Source organism: Streptomyces sp. NPDC004327 (assembly GCF_042873935.1).
GTDB lineage: Bacteria > Actinomycetota > Actinomycetes > Streptomycetales > Streptomycetaceae > Streptomyces.
The window spans coordinates 689,704-715,373 of sequence record NZ_JBIAME010000004.1; the positions used below are offsets into that span (position 1 = coordinate 689,704).

At 74.1% G+C, this 25,670-nt stretch carries 20 protein-coding genes and 1 pseudogene; 17 read left to right on the forward strand and 4 right to left on the reverse strand.

Annotated features, from left to right (window positions below; translation table 11 throughout):
* The first annotated feature begins 80 nt into the window (after positions 1–80).
* Positions 81–1,190, forward strand: a complete 1,110-nt coding sequence (locus ACFYU9_RS17375; protein WP_389213779.1) for a calcium:proton antiporter — start codon at positions 81–83, stop codon at positions 1,188–1,190.
* On the opposite strand, the gene ACFYU9_RS17380 is transcribed toward ACFYU9_RS17375, so the two are convergent.
* A complete protein-coding gene (locus tag ACFYU9_RS17380) occupies positions 1,180–3,627 on the reverse strand; it encodes a penicillin acylase family protein (RefSeq protein WP_389345318.1) in 2,448 nt (815 codons plus the stop codon). The genes ACFYU9_RS17375 and ACFYU9_RS17380 overlap by 11 nt on opposite strands.
* 249 nt (positions 3,628–3,876) lie before the next feature.
* Between ACFYU9_RS17380 and ACFYU9_RS17385 the strand changes: the two are divergent.
* A pseudogene (locus ACFYU9_RS17385) lies at positions 3,877–5,391 on the forward strand (fatty acyl-CoA synthetase); the annotation flags it as partial.
* 243 nt (positions 5,392–5,634) lie between these two features.
* On the opposite strand, the gene paaK reads toward ACFYU9_RS17385, so the two are convergent.
* Positions 5,635–6,924 (reverse strand): phenylacetate--CoA ligase PaaK, encoded by a 1,290-nt coding sequence (gene paaK / locus ACFYU9_RS17390; RefSeq protein WP_389213785.1) that lies wholly within the window; start codon positions 6,922–6,924, stop codon positions 5,635–5,637.
* A 346-nt stretch (positions 6,925–7,270) separates the two neighbouring features.
* Between paaK and ACFYU9_RS17395 the strand changes: the two genes are divergently transcribed.
* The 5 genes from ACFYU9_RS17395 (at position 7,271) to ACFYU9_RS17415 (ending at position 12,355) form a co-directional block, all read left to right on the forward strand.
* Complete coding sequence (locus tag ACFYU9_RS17395) at positions 7,271–8,464, forward strand: type III polyketide synthase (RefSeq protein WP_389345319.1); 1,194 nt, start codon at positions 7,271–7,273, stop codon at positions 8,462–8,464.
* Positions 8,461–9,684: a cytochrome P450 gene (locus ACFYU9_RS17400; protein ID WP_389345269.1), complete on the forward strand. Its 1,224-nt coding sequence runs from the start codon at positions 8,461–8,463 to the stop codon at positions 9,682–9,684. Before ACFYU9_RS17395 ends, ACFYU9_RS17400 begins: the two co-directional genes overlap by 4 nt.
* Before the next feature lie 16 nt (positions 9,685–9,700).
* A complete protein-coding gene (locus ACFYU9_RS17405) occupies positions 9,701–10,291 on the forward strand; it encodes a cupin domain-containing protein (RefSeq protein WP_389345270.1) in 591 nt (196 codons plus the stop codon).
* Positions 10,288–11,511, forward strand: coding sequence for a cytochrome P450 (locus tag ACFYU9_RS17410; RefSeq protein WP_389345271.1), 1,224 nt, complete (start codon positions 10,288–10,290; stop codon positions 11,509–11,511). The genes ACFYU9_RS17405 and ACFYU9_RS17410 overlap by 4 nt, the downstream gene beginning before the upstream one ends.
* Positions 11,512–11,578: 67 nt before the next feature.
* A complete protein-coding gene (locus ACFYU9_RS17415; protein ID WP_389345272.1) occupies positions 11,579–12,355 on the forward strand; it encodes a GNAT family N-acetyltransferase in 777 nt (258 codons plus the stop codon).
* Here ACFYU9_RS17415 and ACFYU9_RS17420 read toward each other — a convergent pair.
* The gene (locus ACFYU9_RS17420) at positions 12,352–13,215 is read right to left on the reverse strand and encodes a pentapeptide repeat-containing protein (RefSeq protein WP_389345273.1); all 864 of its coding nucleotides are present in this window, start codon (positions 13,213–13,215) and stop codon (positions 12,352–12,354) included. The two genes, ACFYU9_RS17415 and ACFYU9_RS17420, sit on opposite strands and share 4 nt — an antisense overlap.
* Before the next feature lie 66 nt (positions 13,216–13,281).
* Here ACFYU9_RS17420 and ACFYU9_RS17425 point away from each other — a divergent pair, with 66 nt between their 5' ends.
* Positions 13,282–14,820, forward strand: a complete 1,539-nt coding sequence (locus tag ACFYU9_RS17425; RefSeq protein WP_389345274.1) for an alpha/beta fold hydrolase — start codon at positions 13,282–13,284, stop codon at positions 14,818–14,820.
* 33 nt (positions 14,821–14,853) lie between these two features.
* Here ACFYU9_RS17425 and ACFYU9_RS17430 read toward each other — a convergent pair whose 3' ends face one another.
* Positions 14,854–16,482 carry an acyl-CoA synthetase gene (locus tag ACFYU9_RS17430; RefSeq protein WP_389213806.1) on the reverse strand — a complete coding sequence of 543 codons (1,629 nt, stop codon included), beginning with the start codon at positions 16,480–16,482 and terminating at the stop codon, positions 14,854–14,856.
* A gap of 188 nt (positions 16,483–16,670) precedes the next feature.
* On the opposite strand from ACFYU9_RS17430, the gene ACFYU9_RS17435 reads away from it, so the two are divergent.
* The 9 genes from ACFYU9_RS17435 to ACFYU9_RS17475 all read left to right on the forward strand — a co-directional run bounded on the left by ACFYU9_RS17435 (position 16,671) and on the right by ACFYU9_RS17475 (position 25,662).
* The gene (locus ACFYU9_RS17435) at positions 16,671–17,474 is read left to right on the forward strand and encodes a crotonase/enoyl-CoA hydratase family protein (protein WP_389213808.1); all 804 of its coding nucleotides are present in this window, start codon (positions 16,671–16,673) and stop codon (positions 17,472–17,474) included.
* 99 nt (positions 17,475–17,573) lie between these two features.
* A complete protein-coding gene (locus tag ACFYU9_RS17440) occupies positions 17,574–18,530 on the forward strand; it encodes a Zn-ribbon domain-containing OB-fold protein (protein ID WP_389213811.1) in 957 nt (318 codons plus the stop codon).
* Positions 18,527–19,600: a thiolase domain-containing protein gene (locus ACFYU9_RS17445; RefSeq protein WP_389345275.1), complete on the forward strand. Its 1,074-nt coding sequence runs from the start codon at positions 18,527–18,529 to the stop codon at positions 19,598–19,600. The genes ACFYU9_RS17440 and ACFYU9_RS17445 overlap by 4 nt, the downstream gene beginning before the upstream one ends.
* Positions 19,593–20,759, forward strand: a complete 1,167-nt coding sequence (locus tag ACFYU9_RS17450) for a thiolase domain-containing protein (protein WP_389213817.1) — start codon at positions 19,593–19,595, stop codon at positions 20,757–20,759. Before ACFYU9_RS17445 ends, ACFYU9_RS17450 begins: the two co-directional genes overlap by 8 nt.
* A 62-nt stretch (positions 20,760–20,821) precedes the next feature.
* Positions 20,822–21,058, forward strand: coding sequence for a DUF397 domain-containing protein (locus ACFYU9_RS17455; protein ID WP_389213820.1), 237 nt, complete (start codon positions 20,822–20,824; stop codon positions 21,056–21,058).
* Complete coding sequence (locus ACFYU9_RS17460; RefSeq protein WP_389345276.1) at positions 21,055–21,477, forward strand: ACT domain-containing protein; 423 nt, start codon at positions 21,055–21,057, stop codon at positions 21,475–21,477. The genes ACFYU9_RS17455 and ACFYU9_RS17460 overlap by 4 nt, the downstream gene beginning before the upstream one ends.
* Positions 21,478–21,573: 96 nt before the next feature.
* A complete protein-coding gene (locus tag ACFYU9_RS17465) occupies positions 21,574–24,729 on the forward strand; it encodes an ATP-binding protein (RefSeq protein WP_389345277.1) in 3,156 nt (1,051 codons plus the stop codon).
* 49 nt (positions 24,730–24,778) lie between these two features.
* On the forward strand, positions 24,779–25,279 hold the full coding sequence (locus ACFYU9_RS17470) for a hypothetical protein (RefSeq protein ID WP_389213830.1): 501 nt from the start codon (positions 24,779–24,781) through the stop codon (positions 25,277–25,279).
* Positions 25,280–25,296: 17 nt separating this feature from the next.
* Positions 25,297–25,662: an RNA-binding S4 domain-containing protein gene (locus tag ACFYU9_RS17475; RefSeq protein ID WP_389213833.1), complete on the forward strand. Its 366-nt coding sequence runs from the start codon at positions 25,297–25,299 to the stop codon at positions 25,660–25,662.
* The last annotated feature ends 8 nt before the right edge of the window (positions 25,663–25,670 follow it).

Genomic DNA, 25,670 nt, shown 5'->3' on the forward strand with positions numbered 1-25,670 from the left:
CCCACTCGCCCCTGCCCGCCGCGTTCGCACCGAACGCGGCGGGCAGAGGCATTTCTCCCCTTTATGGCAGGATTCAGGGCATGAGTTCGAGTACCGCAGCACTGACACGGCAGTGGACCACCTGGGGGCCGGTGGTCGCGGCCATCGGCCTCGGCCTGGGATGGGGACGCCACGATCTCCCGGGCTTCGCGGTGGTGCTGATCGTGCTCTGCCTCTTCGCCGCCGTCCTCTCCGCCGTCCACCACGCCGAGGTCATCGCCCACCGCGTCGGCGAACCCTACGGCTCCCTCGTGCTCGCGGTCGCCGTCACCGTCATCGAGGTCGGACTGATCGTCATGCTGATGATCGGCGGCGGCGACAAGGCGACCAGCTACGCCCGCGACACGGTCTTCGCCGCCGTGATGATCACCTGCAACGGCATCGTCGGCCTCTCCCTGCTCGTCGGCGCGCTGCGCAACCGGATCGCCGTCTTCAACGCCGAGGGCTCCGGCGGCGAACTCGCCATCGTCTGCACCCTCGCGACGATGACCCTGGTCCTGCCCACGTTCACCACGACCCACCCCGGCCCCGAGTTCTCCTCCGCGCAGCTGGCCTTCGCCGCCGTCTCCTCGCTCCTCCTCTACGGGGTGTTCGTCGGCGTCCAGACGGTCCGGCACCGCGACTACTTCCTGCCCGTGCCCCGGCCCGGCCAGGAGAACCGGACACAGGAGGAGGAGCACGCCGAGCCGCCGACCCCGCGCGCGACCTGGTTCAGCCTCGCCCTGCTCGTGGTCGCCCTGGTCGCCGTCGTCGGCAACGCCAAGCTCGTCTCGCCCACCATCGAGGACGCCGTCGACTCCGCCGGCCTGCCGAAGGCCGTCGTCGGCGTCGTCATCGCCCTGATGGTGCTGCTGCCCGAGACGCTCGCCGCCGTGCGGGCCGCGAGCCGTGACCGGATGCAGACCAGCATGAACCTCGCCTACGGCTCCGCCATCGCCAGCATCGGCCTGACGATCCCGGCGATCGCGCTCGCCTCGGTGTGGCTGGAGGGACCCCTGATCCTGGGTCTGGGGCCCCTCCACATGGTGCTGTTCGTGCTCACGGCGGTGGTGAGCGCCCTGACCGTGGTGCCCGGACGCGCCACCCTCCTCCAGGGCAGCGTCCATCTCTCGATCTTCGCCGCCTTCGTGTTCCTGTCGTTCAGCCCCTGACCACGACCACCTTCAGCTGGGGCGAGCGCAGGATGTCCTTCTCGCAGAACCGGGAGGTCACCCAGCGCTCGTCCGAGAACAGCCGCGTCTGGTCGCTGAAGTGCGGCGAGGCGGGGTCGGACGACTGGGAGTAGGTCAGCAGGGTGCGGGCCACCGGGCAGCGGCTGCCGTCCCAGCCGACCGCCTGTATGTGGCTGGAGCCGTGCGCGACCTCCGGGTAGCCGCCGGCCGCCGCGTCCCACCAGGCCTCCGTCTTGTTCCAGACGCCCAGCGCCTCCGTGCCACCGCTCACCGGGATCCGAGCCCCGTTCCGCACCACGAACTGGTGCTGCCCGAGCGGCGCGTCGAGCGCGATCCCGGCCGCCCGCAGCTCCGCCACCGCGTCCTTCAGCGCCTTGGCGAAGGCCGGCGAGCCGGTGTCGAGGGTGTTCGGGGTGCGCACCGGGTCGGCCGCCGAGAACGGCACCTTCCACTGCTCGGCAGGCGGCACGGAAGCGGTGAACCGCCGCCAGAAGCGGTCGAAGAGCAGCGCGCCGCGGCTGTCCGCGTTCACCGTGCGGTCCCAGGCGCCGAGCACCCGGCACGGCTCCGGGTCGTCGGGGAGCGCCGCCGCACAGGCGCGGGCGGTGTCCGCGGCGGCCAGGTCGCCGGCCGGGACCCGGTTGGCGAACTGCTGCCGCTGCAGGTCGGCGACGGTGAGCCCGCCGCGGCCGGCCATCGCGGCCACGTCCTCGATCGCGCCGCGGGTGCGCAGCGAGCGCGGGGTGCCGATGTTGCCGAAGACCCGCTCGTACCCGGCGAACGGCCGGTCGGCGTTGGCCAGCCAGGCGCTGTCGTTGGAGTTCTCCACGTACGGGGCGTCCCGGAGCGCCGGCATCCTGGACGGCCCGAAGATGCCCGGCTGCACGGCGTCGGGATCCGAGCCGGGCACGCAGTCGCCGCGCGAGCCGTCGAGCACGGCGAAGCCCGAGGACGGATACGTCGCCCGGCCGAGCGGCGTCGAACAGCGCGCCACCAGCTCGTCGGTGATCCGCGGCAGCACCTGCGCCTGCGTGAACAGCGTGTGCCCGGCCGCGTCCGCGGCGATCGTGTTCACCCACGGCAGCCCCTGGGTCCGGCCGAGCGCCTTCACCATGTCGCCGGTGGACCGGGACCGGGCGAGGCCGAGGGCGGTGTCCGTGGCGCGGAGGTTGGCGGCGTTGGGGTCGTTCATCGCGAAGGCCGTCGTCGTCGTCCACGGCAGCGGCAGCCCGGTGCCGATCCCGTTGACGACCGGCCCGTACCGGGTCCACCACTGGGTCCGGGTGACCGGGGCGCCGTCCTTGACCGCGACCGTCACCGTGCGCGGCGTCATCCTCTCCGGCCTGCCGTCCACGAGGTACGCGGTCGGGTCGGCCGGATCGAGGGTCAGCTGGTGCATGTTCAGCGCGACGCCGGTGGCGACCGTGTGGCTCCAGGCCACCTTGTCGTTGAAGCCGATGCTGACGAGCGCGCTGCCCAGCAGCGTGGCGCCGGAGACGTTCAGCTCGCCCGGGATGGTCTGCTGCGACTGCCAGAACCGCCGGCCGCCCTGCCACGGGTAGTGCGGATTGCCGAGCAGCAGGCCGCGGCCGTTGGCGGTGGTCGCGCCCTGGAAGGCGACCGCGTTGGAGCCCATGGTGGAGTTCGCGGCCGAGAAGAGCTCGCCGGCCGCCGCCGCGGTACGGGCGGGGTCGACCGGCTCCGCGGCGCGCGCGACGGTCGTGCCGGGTGCGGCGGACGCGGTGCGCCCCGCCGTCGCGGGCGCGGCCGGCGGCTGGGCGCCGGTGATGCCGTCCACGGCCCGGCCCTCGCCGCCGAGCACCGACAGCGACCAGCTGCGCCGCGCCACGTCGAGCGCGGTGACGGGACGGACCCACTCCTTGCCCGCGCAGGCCGGGTCCGTGATCCGGTTCCTGCTCAGCCAGGCGTTGTAGCCGGCCGCCCAGCCGCGCATCAGCTCCCGGGCCTGCCGGCTCGGACCGGCCGGGGTGGGCTTGGCGACCAGCGCCTCGACCGTGCCCGCGTCCTTCACCCCGCGGAAGAAGAGGTCGCTGGAGAGGTTCTTCGAGGCGGCCGACATCGAACCGTCGGGCGCGGCGTCGGGGCCGAACCAGCGGGAGCGCTCACCGTTGACGGTCACGAAGCCGTCGGCGAGCGTGCACACCTGATCGGCGGCCTGCGCCCAGCCGGTTCCGAAGCCCAGGTTCGCGTAATCCTTGGCGACGATGTGCGGGATGCCGTACTCGGTGTACCGGATGACCGCCGACAGACCGTGGTCGCGCGGCTCCGCGCCGGCGCCCGCTGCGGCGGAGGCCGAGGTGGCGGTGGCGGGCAGCGTGGCGGTGACGGTGGCGAGGGCCGCGCCGAGGAGTGCGAGGCGTTTGAGCCGGGCGGGTAAGAAGGTGCGGAAGTGCAACGTGTCTCCCAACGCACAGAAGATGACTGCGGGTTGAACCATCACACACCGCCCGGCGCACCCACTTCAACATCCCGACCGGTATCTCAGGGTCGCTTCCGGGTGCCCCCGGAGAAGCAGCTCGGGGTACCCCTGGGCGGCCCCCTCAGGGAACACGGCGGGGAGCACCTGGGTACGGGACCGGGGGAACACCGCGGGGAGCACGCGGGTACTTGACCGGTCGCCCCGGCCCGCCGAAGATCCTCAGCCATGGACCGACGACTGCTCACCCGTACCGTCGACGGCGTGCTGCGCACGAGCGCATAGCGCGTCCCCGACCGGATCGCCGTCCGCTACGGCGAGCGGACCTGGACCTACGCCCGGCTGGACGCCGCCGTCTCGGCCGCGGCCGCCCTGCTGCGCGGGGCCGGGCGGTGTACCGGCCTGGCGGAGGGCGACCGGGTCGCGACCTACGCGCACAACTCCGACGCCTATCTGATCGCGTTCCTCGCCTGCGCCCGCGCCGGCCTCGTCCACGTACCGGTCAACCACCACCTCACCGGCGACGACCTCGCGTACATCCTGCGCCAGTCCGGCAGTTCGCTGGTCCTCGCCGATCCGGCCCTCGCCGGCCGGGTGCCCGACGGCATCCCCGTACGGCCACTGCGCGACACCGAGGACTCCTTCCTCGCGGCGCTCCTCGATGCCGAGCCTGCCGCCACGGCGGACGAGGCGGACCGCGACCCCCGCGAGCTCGTGCAGCTGCTCTACACCTCCGGCACCACCGCCCTGCCCAAGGGCGCGATGATGACCCACCGGGCCCTGGTCCACGAGTACGACAGCGCGATCGAGGCGCTCGACCTGCGCGAGGACGACCGGCCGGTGCACTCGCTGCCGCTCTACCACTCCGCGCAGATGCACGTCTTCCTGCTGCCGTACCTCGCGGTCGGCGCCGAGAACACCATCGTCGACGGACCCGACCCGGCCGTCCTCTTCGACCTGGTCGAAGCGGGCCGCTGCGACAGCCTGTTCGCCCCGCCCACCGTCTGGATCGGCCTCGCCCAGCATCCCGAGTTCGCCACCCGCGACCTCTCCGCCCTGCGCAAGGCGTACTACGGCGCCTCGATCATGCCGGTCCCGGTCCTGGAGGGACTGCGCGGCCGGCTGCCCGCCCTGCGCTTCCACAACTGCTTCGGGCAGTCCGAGATCGGCCCGCTCGCCACCGTCCTCGGCCCCGACGAGCACGAGGGCCGGATGGACTCCTGTGGCCGGCCGGTGCGCCATGTCGAGGCACGCGTCGTCGACGAGCACGGCGTCGACGTCCCGGACGGCACACCCGGCGAAGTCGTCTACCGCAGCCCGCAGTTGTGCGAGGGCTACTGGGACAAGCCGGAGGAGACGAAGGAGGCCTTCCGCGACGGCTGGTTCCGCTCGGGCGACCTCGCGGTCCGCGACGCCGACGGCTATTTCACGGTCGTCGACCGGGTGAAGGACGTCATCAACTCCGGCGGCGTCCTCGTCGCCTCGCGCCAGGTCGAGGACGCCCTCTACACCCACCCCGCCGTCGCCGAGACCGCCGTCGTCGGCCTTCCCGACGCCCGCTGGATCGAGGCCGTCACCGCCTTCGTCGTACCCCGGACCGGCGCCGAGGTCACCGAGGCCGAACTCCTCGCCCACGCTCGCGAACGGCTCGCCCACTTCAAGGCCCCCAAGCGGGTGATCCTGGTCGACGCCCTGCCGCGCAACGCCAGTGGCAAGATCCTCAAGCGGGAGCTGCGTGAGCGCCACCAGGACTGACGGGAGGGGGCGGGCCGGTGGGGCCCGGCCCCGGCCCGACGCGGGCCGCGCCGGTCATGCCTGGGCGGATGCGGTCACGTACGGTCGTGCCGGCCCGACGCCGCCCGCGCACTCACACCTGGCCGGATATGGTCGCGTACGTTCATGCCGGCCCTACCCTCCCGAGCGCTCACGCCCGGCCCGTATGCCCCCGCGGGCTTCCGCCCGCCCGGCCCGAGGCCGCCCGACCCGCTACCGCCCCTCCCGCAGGTCCACGATCCGCTTGATCTTGCCCACGCTGCGCTCCAGCGTCTCCGGGTCGACCACCTCCACCGCCACCGAGACGCCGACGCCGTCCTTGACCGCCGCCGCGATCGCCCGCGCCGCCTCCGCGCGCTGCTCCGGGGTGGCCTCCGGGCGGGCCTCGGCCCGGACGGTGAGCGCGTCGAGGCGGCCCTCTCTGGTCAGCCGGAGCTGGAAGTGCGGTGCCACGGCCGGGGTGCGCAGCACGATCTCCTCGATCTGGGTGGGGAAGAGGTTCACCCCGCGCAGGATGACCATGTCGTCGCTGCGGCCGGTGACCTTCTCCATCCGGCGGAAGACGCGCGCCGTGCCGGGCAGCAGCCGGGTCAGGTCGCGGGTGCGGTAGCGGACGACCGGCATGGCCTCCTTGGTCAGGGAGGTGAAGACCAGCTCGCCCTGCTCCCCGTCCGGCAGCACCTCGCCCGTGACCGGGTCGACGATCTCCGGGTAGAAGTGGTCCTCCCAGACGTGCAGGCCGTCCTTGGTCTCCACGCACTCCTGCGCCACGCCAGGGCCCATCACCTCCGAGAGCCCGTATATGTCCACGGCGTCGATCGCGAAGCGCTCCTCGATCTCGCGACGCATCTCCTCCGTCCACGGCTCCGCGCCGAAGATGCCGACCTTCAGGGAGGTGCCGCGCGGGTCGACGCCCTGGCGCTCGAACTCGTCGAGCAGGGTGAGCATGTACGAGGGCGTCACCATGATGATCTCGGGCCGGAAGTCCTGGATGAGCTGGACCTGGCGGGCCGTCATGCCGCCGGACGCGGGGATGACCGTGCAGCCGAGCCGCTCGGCGCCGTAGTGCGCGCCGAGGCCGCCGGTGAACAGCCCGTATCCGTACGCCACATGGACCTTGTGGCCGGGCCGGCCGCCGGCCGCGCGGATCGAGCGGGCCACCACGTCGGCCCAGGTGTCGAGGTCGCGCTGGGTGTAGCCGACGACGGTGGGCCGGCCGGTGGTGCCGCTGGAGGCGTGTAGACGGCGGATCTCGGACTGGTCGACGGCGAACATCCCGAACGGGTAGTGCTCACGCAGATCGGTCTTGGCGGTGAAGGGGAAGCGGGCCAGGTCGGCGAGCGAGTGGCAGTCCTCCGGCCGTACCCCCGCCTTGTCGAAGGACTGCCGGTAGAACGCCACGTTCTCGTAGGCGTGCCGCAGGGTCGCGCGCAGCCGCTCCAGCTGGAGGGTCTCCAGCTCGTCGCGGCTCAGCCGCTCGCCCGCGTCCAGCAGGTCACTCATGCGCCACTCCCTCGCCTCACGCCTACGTCACGTGTCACCCGTGGCAAAACGGACGACCGATCATTCGGTAGATCTTGATGGGGCCAGTAAAGCCGCTCGCCCCGGGGGCTTGGCAAGAGCCGGGCCAGGAATTCTTCGCTCGCCAGTCTGCCCGAACGGCCGAGCGCGCGCGGCGCCCGAACGGCGCCCGCGCCGGCGGGTCACGAACCTGCGGGCGAAGATCACACATTCGGGTGTGATTGTCCCCGCGAACGCCCGAACGGCACTCCGCGAGGGAAAACGGAACAGAAGATGTGGCCGTCCGGCTTCCCTCCCCACCCCCGGACGAATGGATCGTCAGACCGTCATGCCTGTCCTGTGCCGTCCCTCCGTCGCCGTGCCCGAACACACGATCACCCGGCAGGAGACCCTCGACCTGGCCCGCACCCTGCACGCGGGCCACGCGTCACTGCCGCTCGTCCTCCGCCTGATCGAGAACACGGGCGTCGCGAAGCGGCATCTGGTGCAGCCCCTCGCGCGCACCCTCGCCCACCCCGGCTTCGAGGCCCGCAACGCGCTCTACGCGACCGAGGCCAAGGCCCGCGTCCCCGCCGTCGTCGACGAGGCCCTGCGCAACGCCGGCCTGACCGCCAGGGACATCGACCTCATCGTCTACGTCTCGTGCACCGGCTTCATGATGCCGTCGCTCACCGCCTGGATGATCAACAACCTGGGCTTCCGCGGCGACACCCGGCAACTGCCCATCGCCCAGCTCGGCTGCGCCGCCGGCGGCGCAGCGATCAACCGCGCCCACGACTTCTGCGCCGCCTACCCGGGCGCCAACGCGCTGATCGTCGCCTGCGAGTTCTGCTCGCTGTGCTACCAGCCCGACGACCTCTCCGTCGGCAACCTGCTGTCCAACGGCCTCTTCGGCGACGCCGTCGCCGCCGCCGTCGTCCGCGGCTCCGGCGGCACCGGCATCCGGCTCGAGGCGAACGGCTCCCACCTCGTACCGCACAGCGAGGACTGGATCGCCTACCAGGTCCGCGACACCGGCTTCCACTTCCAGCTCGACCGGCGCGTCCCCGGCACCATGGACCAGCTCGCCCCCGCCCTCGCCGGCCTCGCCGCACGGCACGGCCGCGACGCCGGCCGCCAGGACTTCTACATCGTCCACGCCGGCGGCCCCCGCATCCTCGACGACCTCGGCACCCACCTCGGCGTCGCCCCCGAGCTGTTCCGCTTCAGCCGCGCCACCCTCACCGAATACGGCAACATCGCCAGCGCCGTCGTCCTCGACGCGCTGCGCCGGCTCTTCGACGAAGGCGGCCCGCGGCCCGGCGCCACCGGCATCCTGGCCGGCTTCGGCCCCGGCATCACCGCCGAGATCTCCCTCGGCAGCTGGACCGTGACCGGGGCCCTCGCGCCCCCGCGCCACGAGACCGTCCCCCTCCCCACCTCTCCCGGCCCGCTCCCCGGCCGGGCTGCGGACCTGCTTCCCGACCTGCCCCTCGAATCCCTCGACAGCGCTCTCCCCACGACTGCGGCGGTGGCTCCATGACCACGACCACGAACCCCGACACCACCGACGAGCCCCAGGTGCACTTCTGGGCCGTCCCCGACCTCACTGGCCTCGACTTCGACCCGCTCCTCGCCAGGCTCCTCCACGAGGACCCGGTCACCCGGGTGCGCCTCCCGCACGGCGACGGCCACGCCTGGCTCGTCACCCGCTACGAGGACGTCAAGTTCGTCTCCGTCGACCCGCGGTTCAGCCGCCAGGCCGTCTACGGACGCTCCATCACCCGGCTCGCCCCCCACTTCATCCCCATGGAAGGCGCCGTCGGCTTCGCCGACCCGCCGGACCACACCCGGATGCGCCGCGTCGTCGCCCGCGCCTTCAGCGCCCGCGCGCTGCGCTCGCTCCGCGAGCACGCCCAGGACGTGATGGACCGGCTCCTGGACCGGCTCGCCCAGCAGGGCCCGCCCGCCGACCTCATGGAGCTCGTCAACCGGCCCTTCCCGCTCGCCATGGTCAGCGAACTCATGGGCGTCCCCGAGGGCGACCAGCCGCTGATGGCCCGCTGGTCCGACACCATCATCTCGGCCGGCGCCGGCCGAGAGGCCAGCGAGAAGGCCAAGGGCGAGATGGCCCGCTACTTCACCGAACTCATCGGCCGCAGCCACGGCACCGGCAGGGAGTTCCTCGCCGCCGTCCTCGCCGACGCCATCGACGACGGCACCCTCGACGAGCAGGAGGCCGTCGGCCTCGCCGTCCTCATCCAGATCGGCGGCGCCCACGCCGTCCGCAACAACAGCGCCAACATGGTCTACGCGCTGCTCACCCACCCCGAGCACCTGGCCCGGCTGCGCGCCGAACCGGCGCTCCTGCCGCAGGCCGTCGACGAACTCCTCCGCTACATCCCGCACCGCAACGCCGTCGGCCTCTCCCGGATCGCGACCGAGGACGTCGAGGTCGGCGGCGTCCGCATCCCCGAGGGCGACCCCGTCTACGTCTCGTACCTCACGGCCAACCGTGACCCATCAGTCTTCGCCGAGCCCGAGAAGCTCGACTTCGACCGCGGCTACAACCCGCACGTCGCCTTCGGCCACGGCCCGCACTACTGCCCCGGCTCCGCGCTCGCCCGCATCGAGTCCGAGATCCTCCTCGACACGCTGTGGACCCGCTTCCCGGACCTGCGCCTCGCCATCCCCGCCGAGGAGATCCGCTGGCAGCGCGGCGCGCTGATCCGCGGCCCCGAGACGCTGCCCGTCACCTGGTGAGAGGAGCCACCCGACGATGACCCTCAGCGGCCTCATCGTGCCCCCGGGCGAGGGCAGGACCCTGTCCACCCCGGCCCAGCACGTCACCTTCAAAGTCACCGGCGAACACACCACCACCGCCTCCACCTTCGAAGTCGTCGTCCCGCCGGGCTTCGACGTCGGCGCGCACACCCACGGCCGCGCCGAGGAGCTGTTCTACCTCCTCGAAGGCGAGCTCGACGTGCTCGCCTTCGAACCCGAGGTGCGCACCGCCGACAGCTGGCACGGCTGGCGCTCGGCCGACGGTCGGCGCGCGGTACGGGCCACGCCGGGCACGCTCATGCTCGTCCCGCCCGGCTGCCCGCACGCCTTCGCCAACCTCAGCGGCCGGCCCGCCCGGCTGCTCTTCCAGGTCGCGCCGCCCACCTACCACGAGACCTACTTCGAGGAGCTGATGGCCATCCTCGGCACGGGCGGCCCGGTGGACCACGAGGCCATCGCACAGCTCCGCATCCGCTACGACATCGAACAGATCACCCCGCTCCGGCACGACGCCGCCGCGCGCGAGGAAGGCGCGGACGTACGGGACGAGGCCGGCGCCCCGCGAGGAACCGGAACCACCCCGTGACCCCGCCCCCGCCCGCCTCCCCGGCCCACGGCCCCGTCGTCCACGACTGGGCCGTGGCCGCGCTGCGCGGCACCGACTTCGACCCGGTGCCGCACCGGCTCCTCCGCGAGGAACCCGTCGCCCGGATCCGGCTCCCGCACGGCGAGGGCCACGCCTGGCTCGTCACCCGCCACGAGGACGTCAGACAGGTCTGCGCCGACCCGCGGCTCAGCCGGGCGCTCACCGTCGGCCGCGCCATCACCAGCACCACCCCGCACACCCTCGCCCCGGCCGGAGGCGTCGGCCGCGCCGACCCGCCCGAGCACACCCGGCTGCGCAGGCTCATCGCCCCCACCTTCGGCCGCCGCCGCATCACCGCCCTGCGCGACCACACCACCCGCAGGGCCGAGGAACTCGCCCTGCGCACCCAGGACGCCGGCCCGCCCGCCGACCTCGCCGAGAGCTTCGTCGGCCCGCTCGCCGCGACCGTCACCGCCGAACTCCTCGGCGTCCCCGCCGCCGACCTCGACCGCGTCGAGGAGTGGCGCGCCGGGCTCCTCTCCCACGACACCACCGCCGCCGCGGGCGAGTCCGTCAAACGGGAGATCGCCGGCTACTTCGCCGACCTCGCCCGCCACCGCGCCGCGCACCCCGCCGACGACCTGATCAGCGAACTCGCCGCCGCCCGCGCCACCGGCGGCCTCAGCACCCCCGAGCTGGTCTCCATGGCCGTCATGCTCACCCTCAACGGCCTCGACGCCGTCCGCAACATCGTCTCCACCATGCTGTACGCGCTGCTCACCCACCCCGAGCAGACCGCCAAGCTGCGCGCCGACCCCGCGCTGCTGCCCCGGGCCGTCGACGAGCTCCTGCGCTACATCCCGCAGCGCAACGGCGTCGGCATGCCCCGGGTCGCCACCGAGGACCTCACCGTCGGCGGCGTCACCATCCGGGCCGGCGAGGCCGTCCACGTCTTCTACCCGGCCGCCAACCGCGACCCCGCCGTCTACACCGACCCCGACCGGCTCGACCTCACCCGCGACGAGGCCCCGCACCTCGCCTTCGGCCACGGCGCGCACTACTGCGCCGGCGCCCAGCTCGCCCGCATGGAGGCCGAGGTCATGCTCGCCACCGTGCTCGCCCGCTTCCCCGGCCTCGCTCTCGCCGTCCCGCCCGAACGGATCGCCTGGCGCACCGGCTCGGTCAACCGGGGCCCCGAGACCCTGCCCGTCACCTGGTGACCGGTCCGCCGTCCGGGCCGACTTAATCCAGTGGCACCGTGGCCCCGCCCGATGCTGGGGTGGGGCCATGGACCTCCAGCAGACCCGCACCCTCTTCGACCGGCAGCTCCGTCTCGGCGCCCGCCCCGACGGGCCCGGCGCCCGCGTCGAACGCGACGGCCCCGTCGTCCGCCAGACCGGACCCGCGCACGGCTGGAACGGCATCCTCTGGTCCGGCCTCGACGCGCACGACGCCGACGCCGCCATCGCCGCCCAGATCCGGCACTTCCGGGCCGCCGGGCGCTCCTTCGAATGGAAGCTGTACGGCCACGACGGCCCCGCCGACCTCGCGGCCCGGCTGCTCGCCGCCGGCTTCGCCGCCGAGGAGCGGGAGACCCTGATGGTCGCCGAGACCGCCGCCCTGCCCCCGCACGAGGGGCTGCCCGACGGGGTCGAGCTGCGCGCCGTCACCGACGAGGAAGGCGTACGGATGGTGGTCGAGGTCCACGAGCGGGCCTTCGGCACCGACAGCTCCGCCCTCGGCCGCCGCCTGCTCGACCAGCTCGCCGCGGCACCCGGCACCGTCGCCGCCGTCGTCGCCCTCGCCGACGGCGCACCCGTCAGCGCCGCCCGCCTGGAACTCGCCGAGGGCAGCGACTTCGCGGGCCTGTACGGCGGCGGCACCGTCGAGGGCTGGCGCGGCCGCGGCCTCTACCGCGCCCTGGTCGCCCACCGCGCCCGGATCGCCGCCGCCCGCGGCTACCGCTACCTCCAGGTCGACGCCGCCGACACCAGCCGCCCGATCCTGACGCGGCTCGGCTTTGCCGCGCTGACGACGACCACGCCCTACGTGTACGAGGTCTAGCTGGTCCAGTGCGCGGGGCGCTCCAAGCCCTCCGGCAGGCGGGTGGCCGCGTCGCCGCGGGCCGAGTTCAGCTGGGGCTGGGTGAGGAACAGCGCGCCGGTGAGGTCCGCGCCCGACAGGTCGGCGTCCCGCAGGTCGGCGCCGATCAGGTCGGCGAGCGAGAGGTCGGCGCCGGTCAGGTCAGCGGCGATCAGGAGCGCGCCGCGCAGGTCCGCGCCGCGCAGCTTCGCCCCGCGCAGCCGGGCGCCCATCAGATCGGCGCCCCGCTTGTTCTTCGGCTTGCCGCCGGCCGCCGCGCGGACCAGGGCGCTGCTCTTCAGGAGCAGCGGATTGATCTCCGCCCGCACCGGACCCACGTCCAGCTTCTCGAGCGCGGCCGCCGGGCCGTCCGTCAGCTCCGTCACCCGGGCGAGCGCCCGGTCCAGATCCCGGTGCAGCGACCGGGTCGCGGCGAGCGCCCGTGCCTCGGCCAGGTAGCGCAGCAGCTCGTGCAGCTGGCGCATCACCGGGAACACCTCGTACATCTGCCGGGCGCTGTCCGGCGCCTCCCGCCAGGAGATCCCGCCGAAGGTGACCTGCGAGACCTTCTGGCCGGCGCCGAAGCAGTCGTACACCGTGCAGCCGCGCATTCCGCTGTCCCGCAGCCGGGTGTGGATGCCGCAGCGGAAGTCGTCCTGGAGGTTGCGGCAGGGATCGCCCGGGGACTTGGTCACCGCGAAGTCGTTGGACTTGGCGAAGGGCAGGGCCACACAGCACAGGCCGAAGCAGTTCGCGCAGTCGCCGCGCAGCTCGTCGGGACGGGTCTCGGACACGGTGGAGCGGTTCCTTCGCTGGTGGGGGCGGACATCCGGGGCGGACATCCCACCGTATCGCGCTCCGGGCGAACTCCGTTGCCGCGCGCCCGCGGGACGGACATGATCGGCGGCATGCCTCAGTTCACGACGTACGACGGAACCGAACTCTCCTACCGGATACGGGGCGAGGGCGAACCCCTGGTCGTCCTGCCCGGCGGGCCCATGAGGGACGCGGCCTATCTCGGGGACCTCGGCGGACTCGACGCCCACCGCACGCTGATCGTGCTCGACCCGCGCGGCACGGGACGCAGCGCGGTCCCCGCCGACCCGGCGAGCTACCGCTGCGACCGGCAGGTCGCCGACGTCGAGGCGCTGCGCGCCCATCTCGGCCTGGAGCGGATCGACCTGCTCGGCCACTCCGCAAGCGGCAACCTCGCCACCCTCTACGCCGCCGCGCACCCCGGGCGGATCCGCTCCCTGGTCCTGGTCACCCCGGGCGGCCGGGCCGTCGGCGTCGGCGTCACCGACGAGGAGTGGGACAAGGCCGCCGAGGTCTTCGCCGGCGAGCCGTGGTACCCGCAGGCCCGCGCCGCCCTGGACGCGCTCGTCCCCGACACCCCGCCGCGGCAGGCCGTCCCGGTCGTCATGCCCTTCGCGTACGGGCGGTGGGACGAGGCCGCGCGGGCGCACGCGGCGGGAGCCGGCGAGCAGACGAACTGGGAGGCCGTCCGCGAGTTCTACGGCGACGGCGCCTTCGACCCGGAGGCGACCCGCGCCGCGCTGCGCGCCCTCGACGCGCCCGTCCTCGTCCTCGCCGGCGAGTACGACGGCGGGCCCACCCCGGCGAAGGCCGGCGAGATCGCCGCCTGCTTCCCGCACGGCGAGGTCGTGGTGCAGCCGGCCGCCGGCCACTTCCCGTGGGTGGACGACGCCGGTGACTTCGTGCGCCCGCTCGCCGCCTTCCTCGACCCCGGGGTGCGCACGGTCACCGTCGACGGCGTCCGCCTCGCGTACCGGGTGAGCGGGCCGGAGCGGCGCGGGCCGCGGAGCGCGCCGCCGGTGGTCCTGGTGCACGGGCGCGGCGAGAGCGGCGCCGACTGGGCCGGGATCGCTGCGGAGCTGGCCACCGAACGCCGGGTGTACGCCGTCGACCTGCGCGGCCACGGGCTCAGCGATCGGCCCGGGCACTACGGCTTCGGGGTGTTCCGCGACGAGCTGGCCGGCTTCCTGCGGGCCCTCGGGCTGACCGGCGTCACCGTCGTCGGGCACTCGATGGGCGCCGGCGCCGCCTGTCTGCTGGCGCAGCGGGAGCCGCGGCTGGTCGGCCGGCTCGTCCTGGAGGAGCCGCCGGCCTTCGTCCCGCTCGATCCGCCGCGCGGCCCGGCCGAACCGCCCGAGGAGCCGGTCGCCCTCGACTGGGCGGTGGTGGGCGCCACCGACGCCGAGCTGAACGACCCCGACCCGGCGTGGCGCGAGGAGCTGGGGGAGATCAGCGTGCCCACGCTGATCGTCGGGGGCGGCGGATCCAGCCATCTGCCGCAGGCCCCGCTGGCGGAGCTGGCCGAGCTGGTCCAGGACGGCATGTTCCTGACCATCAAGGGCGGCGGGCACCTGGTGCACACCAACCGGCCGGAGAAGTTCCTGGCCGCCCTGTGGAAGTTCGGCGTCTAGGAGCCCGTCCCGGAGCTGCGCCGCGGAGCTCGTCTAGGAGCTCGCGCTGTCCGCCTCCACCGCCACCGACCGGGCCCAGCGGTAGTCCGCCTTGCCGCTGGGCGAGCGCTGGATCGTGTCGGTGAGCACCAGTTGGCGCGGCACCTTGTAGCCGGCGAGCCGGGTGCGGCAGTGGGCCTGCACGGCCGCCAGGCCGAGCGGCGCGGACCCGGCGCGGAGCTGGACGACGGCGGCCACGTGGCTGCCCCACTTCGCGTCGGGCACGCCGGCGACCAGCGCGTCGTACACGTCCGGGTGGGACTTGAGCGCCTGCTCGACCTCCTCCGGATAGACCTTCTCGCCGCCGGTGTTGATGCACTGCGAGCCGCGGCCGAGAACGGTGACGACGCCGTCCTCGCCGACGGTGGCCATGTCGCCGAGCAGCACCCAGCGTTCGCCGTCCTTCTGGAAGAAGGTCTCGGCGGTCTTCGCCGCGTCGTTGTAGTAGCCGAGCGGTACGTGTCCGCGCTGGGCGAGCCGGCCGGTCTCGCCGACGGCGACGGGCTCGTGGGTGGCCGGATCGACCACCTGGGTGCGCTCGTTGACGTGCAGCCGGAAGCCCTTCGCGGGCCCGGAGTCGTCGGTGGCCCGGCCGTTGGAACCGGACTCGGACGAGCCGAAGTTGTTGAGCAGCATGACGTTCGGGGCGAGGGCCTGGAACTGGTCGCGGACGGTGTCCGACATGATCGCCCCGGACGAGGAGAGGCTGAACAGCGAGGAGAGGTCGGTGCCCCGGAGAGGTCCGTTGAGCGCGTCGACGAGGGGGCGCAGCATCGCGTCGCCGACCAGCGAGACGCTCGACACCTTCTCCTTCTCGATGGTGCGCAGCACCTCCTCGGGCACGTACTTGCGGTGGATCACCACCCGCTGTCCGTAGTTGAAGGCGATGAACGTGGTGAGCGTGGACGTGCCGTGCATCAGCGGGGGAGTGGGGAAGAAGGTGAGTCCCGCCCCGCCCGCCGCGACCCGCTCGGCCAGTTCCTCCGGGCGCTTGACGGGTTCGCCGCTCGGGTCGCCGCCGAACAGACCGGCGAAGAAGAGGTCCTCCTGGCGCCACATCACGCCCTTCGGCATGCCCGTGGTGCCGCCGGTGTAGATGACGAACAGGTCGTCGGCCGAGCGCGGCGCGAAGCCGCGCCGCGGCGAGCCGGACGCCTCCGCGTCCGCGTACTCCACGCACTCCAGCCGGGGCGCTTCCTCGGGCGGGGTCCCCACCCGCACGAGGTGCCGCAGCTTCTCCGTCTGCGGCAGCGCGGCCGCGACCCGCTCGGTGAACTCGCCGTCGAAGACGAGCGCGGCCAGATCGGCGTCCCGGTAGAGGTAGACCAACTCCTCCTCCACGTAACGGTAGTTGACGTTCACCGGTACGAGCCGGGCCTTGAGGCAGGCCAGCACGGTCTGCAGGTACTCGACCCCGTTGTAGAGGTGCAGGCCGAGGTGTTCGCCGGGCCTGAGGCCCGCGTCGATCAGGTGGTGCGCGAGCCGGTTGGCGGCGGCGTCGAGCGCGGCATAGGTCAGCCGGCGCTCGGCGCCGGTGCCGGGGTGGTCGACGTAGACCAGCGCCTCGCGGTCCGGGACCGCGTCGACGACCGATTCGAACAGGTCGGCAAGGTTGTACTCCACCGTTCCTCCTGGTCCTGGTCCGCCGGGGGTCGGTCGGTCATTAGAGCGCCGATGGGAAGAGGTGGGAAGGGCGCGCGCAGAAGAATCTGACTAGGTGTCAGAAAACTATTGAAGTGACCTCGCGACTCCTGCAACCTGTTCCAGAAATGACGACGGCGCATGACGGCGGGCGACGACGGGAGACAGACATGAGCGGCGGAACCGAACACCTCACCGTGCGGCGCGAGGGCGCCACACTCGTCCTCACCCTCAACCGGCCCGAGGCGAAGAACGCGCTCTCGCTGCCGATGCTGGTCGGCCTCCACGACGGCTGGCTCGCCGCCGACGCCGACGACACCGTCCGCTCCGTCGTCCTCACCGGCGCCGGCGGCACCTTCTGCGCCGGCATGGACCTCAAGGCCCTCGCCGGGGACGGCATGGCCGGCGACCACTACCGCGACCGCCTGAAGGCCGACCCCGACCTGCACTGGAAGGCGATGCTGCGCCACCACCGCCCGCGCAAGCCCGTCATCGCCGCCGTCGAGGGCCACTGCGTCGCCGGCGGCACCGAGATCCTCCAGGGCACCGACATCCGCGTCGCCGGCGCCTCCGCCACTTTCGGCCTCTTCGAGGTCCGCCGCGGCCTCTTCCCGATCGGCGGCTCCACCGTCCGCCTCCCGCGCCAGATCCCGCGCACCCACGCCCTCGAAATGCTCCTCACCGGCCGCCCCTACCCTGCGGAGGAAGCCGCCCGCATCGGCCTCGTCGGCCGGGTCGTCCCCGACGGCCAGGCGCTGGACACGGCCCTGGAGATCGCCGACCGGATCAACGCCTGCGGCCCGCTCGCCGTCGAGGCCGTCAAGGCGTCCGTCTACGAGACGGCCGCGATGACGGAGGAGGACGGGCTGGCGGCGGAGCTCGAACGCGGCTGGCCGGTCTTCGCGACGGCGGACGCGAAGGAAGGGGCGAAGGCGTTCGCGGAGAAGCGGACGCCGGTGTACCGACGCGCGTGACCCACCACGTCTTCCCGAACCGGGGGCTCGGCCCCCGGGCCCCCGCGCCTCACACGCCGGCGGGGCCGGATTCCGCCCCGCCTCACTCCGGAGGTCCTCATGCCCCCCGCCCCCGAAACGCTCCGCGCCCCCCTCGTCGTCGAGTTCCCCTTCACCCGCTCCCTCGGACCCGTCCAGTCCGCCTTCCTCACCGGGCTGCGCGAGCGCACCGTGCTCGGCGTCCGCACGGAGGCCGGGCGGGTGCTCGTGCCACCCGTCGAGTACGACCCCGAGACCGCCGCCGAACTGCGCGAACTCGTCGAGGTCGAGGCCACCGGGACCGTCACCACCTGGGCCTGGAACCCCGAACCGCGGCCCGGGCAGCCACTCGCGACGCCCTTCGCCTGGGTGCTGGTCCGGCTCGACGGCGCCGACACCGCGCTGCTGCACGCGCTCGACGCGCCCGGGCCCGAGGCCGTACGGACCGGCATGCGGGTGCGGGTGCGCTGGGCGGCGGAGCGGCTCGGGGCCATCACGGACATCGCGTGCTTCGAGCCGTACGACGGCGCGCCGGGCGCACCCGAACCCCGGTCGCACGACGGTGTGTTCGCCGAACCGGTGACCGGCATCCTCGCGCCCGCCCGCCTCGACTACACCTACACCCCGGGCCGCGCCCAGACCGCCTACCTCCACGCCCTCGCCGGCCGGCGCACCGTCGGCGAACGCTGCCCGTCCTGCGCCAAGGTGTACGTCCCGCCCCGCGGCGCCTGCCCCACCTGCGGCGTCGCGACCACCGACCGCGTCGAGGTCGGGCCGCGCGGGACGGTGACCACGTACTGCATCGTGAACATCAAGGCGCGCAACCTCGACATCGAGGTCCCCTACGTCTACGCCCACATCGCCCTCGACGGCGCCGGCCTCGCGCTGCACGGCCGGATCGCGGGCATCCCGTACGACCAGGTCCGGATGGGGCTGCGGGTCGAACCGGTGTGGACCGAGGGCGGCCGCTACCCGGACCACTACCGCCCCTGCGGCGAGCCGGACGCCGACTACGACACGTACAAGGAGCTGCTGTGAGCCCCGCCCGCCGCGACGTGGCGATCGTCGCCTTCGCCCAGACCGGCCACACCCGCCGCACCGACGACCTCTCCGAGGTCGAGATGCTGATGCCGGTGCTCCACGACGTGCTCCGGCAGACCGGACTGAAGACCTCCGACATCGGCTTCACCTGCTCCGGCTCCTCCGACTACCTCGCCGGACGCGCCTTCTCCTTCACCATGGCCCTCGACGGCGTCGGCGCCTGGCCGCCGATCTCCGAGTCGCACGTCGAGACGGACGGCGCCTGGGCGCTGTACGAGGCCTGGGTGAAGCTGCTCACCGGCGAGGCCGACACGGCGCTGGTGTACGCCTACGGGAAGTCCTCGCCCGGCTCCGTGCGCGACGTGCTCACCCGCCAGCTCGACCCGTACTACACGGCGCCGCTGTGGCCCGACTCCGTCGCCCTCGCCGCGCTGCAGGCCCGGGCCCTGATCGACGCCGGCGCGACCGACGAGCCCGCGCTCGCGGCGATCGCGGCCCGCAGCCGCCAGGACGCCGCCGCCAACCCGTACGCCCAGCTGCCCGGCGCCCGCCCGCAGGGCGAATACGTCGTGGCGCCGCTGCGCACCGGCGACTGCCCGCCGATCGGCGACGGCGCCGCCGCCGTGATCCTCGCGGCGGGCGACCGGGCCCGCGAGCTGTGCGCCCGGCCCGCCTGGATCACCGGCATGGACCACCGCATCGAGGCGCACGCGCTCGGCGTGCGCGACCTCACCGACTCGCCCTCCACCCGCCTCGCCGCCGAGCGCGCCGGCGCCTACGACCCGGCCGCCGGGCGGCCCGTCGACACGGCCGAACTCCACGCGCCCTTCACCTCCCAGGAGGTCGTCCTGCGCAGGGCGCTCGGCCTCGGCGACGACGTCCGCGTCAACCCGTCCGGCGGCGCGCTCGCCGCCAATCCCATGATGGCCGCCGGACTGATCCGGCTCGGCGAGGCCGCCGCCCGCATCCACCGCGGCGCCTCCGACCGGGCCCTCGCCCACGCCACCTCCGGGCCCTGCCTCCAGCAGAACCTGGTCGCCGTCCTGGAAGGGGACTCGCATGAGTAAGGAGCCGATCGCCGTCGTCGGCATCGGGCAGACCAGGCACGTCGCCGCCCGCCACGACGTCTCGATCGCCGGACTCGTCCGCGAGGCCGCCCAAAGGGCCCTCGACGACGCCGAGTTGACCTGGGCGGACATCGACGCCGTCGTCATCGGCAAGGCCCCCGACTTCTTCGAGGGCGTGATGATGCCCGAGCTCTACCTCGCCGACGCGCTCGGCGCCGTCGGCAAACCCATGCTCCGCGTCCACACCGCGGGCTCGGTCGGCGGCTCCACCGCGCTGGTCGCCGCCAACCTGGTGGCCGCCCGGGTCCACCGCACCGTCCTCACCCTCGCGTTCGAGAAGCAGTCCGAGTCCAACGCCATGTGGGGCCTGTCGCTGCCCGTCCCCTTCCAGCAGCCGCTGCTCGCCGGCGCCGGCGGCTTCTTCGCCCCGCACGTGCGCGCCTACATGCGCCGCACCGGAGCCCCCGACACGATCGGCTCCCTCGTCGCGTACAAGGACCGCCGCAACGCGCTGAAGAACCCCTACGCCCATCTCCACGAGCACGACATCACCCTGGAGAAGGTGCAGTCCGCGCCGATGCTGTGGGACCCGATCCGCTACTCGGAGACCTGCCCGTCCTCCGACGGCGCCTGCGCCATGGTCCTCACCGACCGGGCGGGTGCGGCCCGCGCGCCCCGTCCGCCGGCCTGGGTGCACGGCGGCGCGATGCGCAGCGAGCCGACCCTGTTCGCCGGCAAGGACTTCGTCTCGCCGCGGGCCGGCCGCGACTGCGCCGCCGACGTCTACCGGCAGGCCGGCATCACCGACCCGCGCCGCCAGATCGACGCCGTCGAGATGTACGTGCCGTTCTCCTGGTACGAGCCGATGTGGCTGGAGAACCTGGGCTTCGCCGCCGAGGGCGAGGGCTGGAAGCTCACCGAGGCCGGGGTGACCGAGATCGGCGGCGACCTGCCCGTCAACCCGTCCGGCGGCGTGCTGTCCACCAACCCCATCGGCGCCTCCGGCATGATCCGCTTCGCGGAGGCGGCGCTGCAGGTCCGCGGGCAGGCCGGCGAACACCAGGTCGAAGGGGCGCACACGGCGCTCGGACACGCGTACGGAGGGGGCGCGCAGTTCTTCGCGATGTGGGTCGTGGGCGACCGGCCGCCCACCGGCTGAGGGCTGTCCGCACCCCCGCCCGCTCGCTACGCTGAGGCCCACGGCGCGAGAGGAGCAGGGACGTGACGGACAGCATCAGCACCCTCCCCAGAAGGCGGGACGTGCCCGAACTCGACCTGTCGGGGGCCGACTGGCGCTCCGGCAGCCAGGGTGTCGGGGACGTGGAGATCGCGTTCGTCGAGGGCTTCATCGCGATGCGCAACGGGCGGCGGCCGGAGGTGCCGTCGCTCGTGTTCACCCCGGCCGAGTGGCGGGCGTTCGTCGTCAAGGCGCGCGACGGGGAGTTCGACCCGGCGTGAGTCCCGAGCGCGACCTGAGCCGGCTGCTCGCCGGGATGCGGCCGGAGGCCAACCCCGGCCGCTATGTCTTCACCACGCTGGAGCGCTCCGATCCCGGCTCGCTGCCCGAAGGGCTCTCGCCGGTCGTCACCGTCGCCGAGCCCGAGGGCGTGACGCTGGTCGTGCGCCAGGAGGAGGCCGACGCGGCCTGCCTGGCGTACGACTACGTGGCCGCCTGGATCACCCTGCGCGTCCACTCCGCGCTCGACGCCGTCGGCCTCACCGCGGCCGTCGCCGGAGCCCTCGCCGACGCGGGGCTGAGCTGCAACGTGGTCGCCGGGTTCCACCATGATCACCTCTTCGTCGAACACGCCCGCGCGGAGCAGGCATTGGCCGTACTCGACGCCCTTTCACAGGACCCACACAAACCTGCTCCCTGATGTGGTCTCCCGGCGTACGCTGGGCCTTTCGCGGGGCCACCGCCCCGACGCACCCCCCTGTGCGCCGGGCGTGCGCCCCCACCGTGGGGGTGGACGATGGCAGCACAGCACACCGGCGGTCCGGCCGGCCGGGGCCTGGGCCTCTTCGAGCGCGAGGCCGAACTCGCCGCCGCCGAGGAGGCGTTGGACCTGCTCGTCGGGATCGGCTCCGGAGCCCCCGGGCTCGCCGACCCGGCCCGGGGCGCCGGCCCCGGGCCCGCCGGTACGCGCCGCCCGGACGGCACCGGCCCGGCCGATCCTTCGGACGGCCACCCGTCCGGCACCACGCCGGAGCCCGGCACCGGCAACGCCGCCGCGCCCACCCGCCTGCGTCACCCCGAGCGCCCCGGCCGCGTCCCCGCGCCCCGCCAGGCACCCGCCCTGCGGCTCGTCCCCGGCTCCGGCCGCGGACCCGGCCGCCCCGGCACCACCCCGCGCCGCGGCGGCGTCCTCGCCTACGCCGCGCCCGCCGGGCTCGGCAAGACCACCCTGCTCGCCGAGATCCGCCGCCGCGCCGCCGCCAAGGGCTGCACCGTGCTCTCCGCGCGCGGCGGCGACCAGGAACAGCGCGTCGCGTTCCACGTCGCCCGGCAGCTGATCCAGCCCCAGCTCGCCGCCGCCTCCCGCACCGAACTGCGCGAACGGCTCGGCGGCTGGTACGACATCGTCGGCCCCGCGCTCGGTCTGTGCACCGCAGCCGAGGGCGCCCCGCCGGACCCGCAGGGCCTGCGCGACGGACTCGACTGGGTGCTGACCCACCTCGCAGTCCGCCGCGCCCCGCTCGTCGTCGTCCTCGACGACGCGCACTGGGCCGACCCCGAGTCCCTCGGCTGGCTCTCCGCCTTCTCGCCGCGCGCGGAAGAACTCCCCATGCTGCTCGTCGTCGCCTACCGGCCCGACGAACTGCCCGACTCCGGAGCCGAGTTCACCGGCCGCCGGTCCGGCCAGCGGCCCCTCGGCCTGGAGCCGCTCACCACCGCCGCCATCGCCAGCCTGGTCCGCGACCGCGTCGGCGCCGACGCCGACGACGCCTTCTGCCGGGAATTCTGGGAGGTCACCTCCGGCAACCCCTTCGAGGCCGTCGAACTCGCCGCCCGGATCCGCGACCGCGGCCTCGAACCCGTCGCCGACCGCGCCCCCGCCCTGCGCGACCTCGCCGCCGCCGTCAAGGGCAGCGGCCTCATCGCCCAGATCGAACGCCTCGGCACCTCCACCGTCCGGCTCGCCTGGGCCTGCGCCGTCCTCGGCACCGAGATCTCCCCGCAGCTCGCCGGCGCCGTCGCCGGACTCGGCGGCGAGGAGGTCACCCGCTGCGCCGAACTCCTGCGCCGCTCCCGGGTCCTGGCCCCCGCCCGCCCCGACACCGACCTCCACGAGGCCTCCGACACCCTCGAGTTCGTCCACCCGCTCATCGCCACCGCCGTCTACGACGCCATCCCCGCCGCCACCCGCGTCGCCCTGCACGGCCAGGCCGCCTGGTGCGTCGTCGACGCCGGACTCGGCTCCACCGCCGCCGCCCGCCACCTCGTCGAGACCCACCCCGAGGGCGACCCGTGGGTCGTGCAGCACCTGCGCGCCGCCGCCGGAGAGACCCTGCGGGCCGGCGCGCCCGACACCGCCCGCCGCTACCTCGCCCGCGCCCTGCGCGAACCCCCGGACCACGACGAGCGCGCCGCCGTCCTCTTCGAACTCGGCTGCTCCTCCCTGCTCACCGAACCCGCCACCACCGTCAACCACCTCCGCGCGGCCCTGGAGGAACCGGTCGCCGACCCGGCCCTGCGCCACGGCATCGTCTACCGGCTCTCCCAGGTCCTCGCCCACAGCGACCGCCTCGTCGAGGCGTCCGAACTGCTCGGCCGGGAGGCCCGGCTCACCACCGACGCCCGCAGCAGGCTGCGCATGCAGGCCGAGAAGTTCATGTGGGACGCCTTCCGCGCCGACGAACCCGACTCGCCCGCCCGCTCCCGCCGCCTCGCCAGGCTCGCCGACCGGCTCACCGGCCGCGACCTCACCGAGCGCTACATCATCGGCCTGCGGGCCTGGGACGCCACCGTGCGCGCCGAGCCCTCCGGCGTCGGCGTCGGCCACGCCATCCGCGCCCTCGACGGCGGCCTGAGCTGGGCCGACGAGAGCCGCGGCTTCGAGGTGCCGGTCCTGGTCGCGCTCACCTTCCTCTACGCCGACCGGCCCGGCCGCGCCGAGGAGCTGTTCGCCGCCGGCACCGCCGAGTTCGAACGCCAGGGCTGGCGCGGCGCCCACCTCTCCTTCGCGTACACCCTGCTCGGCTACATCCGCTACCGCCGCGGCCGGCTCGTCGAGGCCGAGGACTTCGTCCGCGCCGGCCTCCGGCTCGCCGAGCGCGTCGGCCCCCGCACCCCCGCCCAGTGGTACGCCACCGGCGCCATGATCGAGGTGCTGCTCGCCCGCGGCCGCACGGAGGAGGCCGAGCGCGTCGCCCGCGCCCACGACTTCGGCGAACCCTTCCCCGCCGCCGTCACCTTCCCCGACTCCCAGACCGTCCACGCCGAACTGCTCCTCGCCACCGGCCGGACCGAGGAGGCCGCCGCCGAGCTCGCCGCCGTCGGCCGCCGCCTCGACCCGCGCGGCATGCGCAACCCCGCCTGGTGCCCCTGGCAGCTGCACCTGGCCCTCGCCGAGGCCTGCGAGACCCCGGAGCGGGCCCGCGACACCGCCGTCGCGGCCGTGGAACGCGCCCGCCAGTACGGCGCGCCCTCCGCGATCGGCCAGGCGCTGCGCGTCACCGCCGAGGTCTCCGCAGAGGCCGACCGGGTGAAGCTCCTGGAGGAGTCCGTCGAGTGGCTCGACCGCTCGCCCGCCGCGTACGAGCTGGCCCGCTCCCTCGTCGCCCTCGGCGTCGCGCTGCGCCGCACCGGCCGCACCGAGGAGGCCGCCGATCACCTCTACCGGGGCCTGGAGACCGCCCAGAGCTGCGGAGCCGACGGCCTGGTCGAGGACGCCAGGGCCGAGCTCGCCGCCGCCGGACTGCGCCCCCGCACGCTGCGGACGGCCGGCACCGACACGCTCACCGCGCGTGAGCGGACCGCCGCCGAGCTGGCCGCCCGCGGCGAGGACCCGGTCGACGCGCTCGGCGTCGACCGCGCCACCGCCACCCGCCTGCTCTCCGCCGTCTACCGCAAGCTCGGCACCGACCACGCCGGCCTCGCGCAGGCGCTGGCGCCGGGCGTGTCGTGACGTCGCCCCGGCGCGCCGCACCGTGCGCCGGGACACGTACCATGGCGGTATGTCCTTCCTCCGCCGCCGCAGCGCCGCCACACCCGCGGGCCCGGACTTCGACGTCCTGGCCATGGACCCCGGGGACTGGCCCGGCAATCTCGGCGCCGGTCTCCTCCCGGCCCCCGACGGCAGCTGCCAGGGCGTGTTCCTGCGCTACGACCTGTTCGGCGGCCGCGGCCCCGCGATGATCATCGGCAACCTGCCCGAGGGCTCCCCGGCGCGCGAGCTCGGCGAGGGGCAGGTGCCCTTCGAGGTCGCCCAGATGCTCGCCGCGCTCGAGAACGACGAGCCGGTCGAGGTCGTCGACCGCGAGGACGTGCCCGTGATGCAGGGCGACAACCTGCTCATCGTGCGCCGCCTCAAGCTCTCTGAGAGCCGGATCTCCTGCGTGCAGTTCGACCGCAGCGACAACGTCCTGGTGACCATCGTCAGTTGGGACCGGCCCATCACCGACGACCTGTACGCACTGCTCAAGCCGCTGCCCGCCGAGCTGTTCCAGCAGGGCTGACAGGGAGGCGGGGGCCGATGAGCGCGCGCGTCGACAGCTGGGTCTGGGCCGTCCGGCTCACCAAGACCCGCTCCCAGGCGGCGGCGGCCTGCCGCGCCGGGCACGTCAAGGTCAACGGGGAGCGGGCCAAGCCCGCCCAGCCCGTCAAACCGGGTGACGAGGTGCGGATCTTCCACGGCGGCCGGGAGCGGATCGTCGAGGTGAAGGAGCTGCACACCAAGCGCGTCGGCCCGCCGGTCGCCGCCGAGGCGTACGTGGACAACTCCCCGCCCCCGCCGCCGCGCGAGGAGGTCGCCGTCGCCGCCGTCCGTGACCGCGGCGCCGGCCGGCCCACCAAGCGGGACCGCCGCGAACTCGACCGGCTGCGCGGCCTGCACCCGTAACACCCGGA

Excerpts from the sequence above, each read along its gene's own strand:
- ACFYU9_RS17375 (WP_389213779.1), top strand. The coding sequence starts at position 81 with ATGAGTTCGAGTACCGCAGCACTGACACGGCAGTGGACCACCTGGGGG.
- paaK (WP_389213785.1), bottom strand. The coding sequence starts at position 6,924 with ATGAGTGACCTGCTGGACGCGGGCGAGCGGCTGAGCCGCGACGAGCTG.
- ACFYU9_RS17395 (WP_389345319.1), top strand. The coding sequence starts at position 7,271 with ATGCCTGTCCTGTGCCGTCCCTCCGTCGCCGTGCCCGAACACACGATC.
- ACFYU9_RS17400 (WP_389345269.1), top strand. The coding sequence starts at position 8,461 with ATGACCACGACCACGAACCCCGACACCACCGACGAGCCCCAGGTGCAC.
- ACFYU9_RS17405 (WP_389345270.1), top strand. The coding sequence starts at position 9,701 with ATGACCCTCAGCGGCCTCATCGTGCCCCCGGGCGAGGGCAGGACCCTG.
- ACFYU9_RS17415 (WP_389345272.1), top strand. The coding sequence starts at position 11,579 with ATGGACCTCCAGCAGACCCGCACCCTCTTCGACCGGCAGCTCCGTCTC.
- ACFYU9_RS17420 (WP_389345273.1), bottom strand. The coding sequence starts at position 13,215 with ATGTCCGCCCCGGATGTCCGCCCCCACCAGCGAAGGAACCGCTCCACC.
- ACFYU9_RS17425 (WP_389345274.1), top strand. The coding sequence starts at position 13,282 with ATGCCTCAGTTCACGACGTACGACGGAACCGAACTCTCCTACCGGATA.
- ACFYU9_RS17435 (WP_389213808.1), top strand. The coding sequence starts at position 16,671 with ATGAGCGGCGGAACCGAACACCTCACCGTGCGGCGCGAGGGCGCCACA.
- ACFYU9_RS17440 (WP_389213811.1), top strand. The coding sequence starts at position 17,574 with ATGCCCCCCGCCCCCGAAACGCTCCGCGCCCCCCTCGTCGTCGAGTTC.
- ACFYU9_RS17450 (WP_389213817.1), top strand. The coding sequence starts at position 19,593 with ATGAGTAAGGAGCCGATCGCCGTCGTCGGCATCGGGCAGACCAGGCAC.
- ACFYU9_RS17465 (WP_389345277.1), top strand. The coding sequence starts at position 21,574 with ATGGCAGCACAGCACACCGGCGGTCCGGCCGGCCGGGGCCTGGGCCTC.
- ACFYU9_RS17470 (WP_389213830.1), top strand. The coding sequence starts at position 24,779 with ATGTCCTTCCTCCGCCGCCGCAGCGCCGCCACACCCGCGGGCCCGGAC.
- ACFYU9_RS17475 (WP_389213833.1), top strand. The coding sequence starts at position 25,297 with ATGAGCGCGCGCGTCGACAGCTGGGTCTGGGCCGTCCGGCTCACCAAG.